The 259-nt window shown below is 39.8% G+C and carries 1 protein-coding gene; it reads left to right on the forward strand.

Annotated features, from left to right (window positions below):
* Positions 1–87 precede the first annotated feature (87 nt).
* Positions 88–259 (forward strand): group II intron maturase-specific domain-containing protein (locus HMPREF2811_RS00415; protein WP_305793928.1); only part of this gene is annotated, 172 nt, incomplete at its 3' end.

Consider the following 259-nt stretch of genomic DNA (forward strand, 5'->3'; position numbering starts at 1 on the left):
CTATCAAAAGAATTGAAATTGGTTGTGAATATAGAAAAAAGTAAAGTAGGTAGTCCTTACCGTTTAAAGTTCTTGAGCTGTCTGATAATGAAAGCGAATGGAGGCTGTCGATACCGACCGACTAAAGAAGCAGTGAAGCAATTCAAAGCGAAACTTAGACAAGTCACGAGTCGGAAAACACCGAAAACCTTTCAAATGTTGGTAAAGGAAATCAACCAAGTAGCCAGAGGGTGGATACAATACCACGGAAGAGGCTATA

The organism is Globicatella sp. HMSC072A10 (assembly GCF_001811625.1).
In the GTDB taxonomy this organism is placed as follows: Bacteria; Bacillota; Bacilli; order Lactobacillales; family Aerococcaceae; genus Globicatella; species Globicatella sanguinis.